This window comes from Paraburkholderia sp. SIMBA_054 (assembly GCF_046534875.1).
GTDB lineage: Bacteria > Pseudomonadota > Gammaproteobacteria > Burkholderiales > Burkholderiaceae > Paraburkholderia > Paraburkholderia hospita.
The window spans coordinates 1-270 of sequence record NZ_JAWRXV010000827.1 but is presented as its reverse complement, the minus strand read 5'-3'; the positions used below and the strand labels follow the sequence as shown (position 1 = coordinate 270).

General features: G+C 59.3%; 1 protein-coding gene. It reads right to left on the bottom strand.

Going from position 1 to position 270, the window contains the following annotated elements:
- Positions 1–270: DNA cytosine methyltransferase (locus SB822_RS57410; protein ID WP_410859149.1), on the bottom strand; the 270-nt coding region annotated here is incomplete at both ends.

Sequence of the window (270 nt, the reverse complement as noted above, 5' to 3'; positions counted from 1 at the left end):
CGACGAACTGGTGTGCGTGGCTGGCGTCCTGGTGGTTCTGCTGGTACGTCTTTTTGGAGAACTCGTTCCATTCGCTCGTGAAGACGCACTGACCGCCGTGCGCCTCGAAACCGCGTCGAATCCCGCCGATTCCCGCAAAAAGGTCGATGAACTGGAAATCCGCCCGGCTTTCTGAGTGCGTATTTCGCGCGCTCGTATGCAGCATCTCACGCAAAGCGGCTTCGGCGATGCGGGGACAGCTGTGGTCCGTTTTCCAGCGTCGAATGGTTC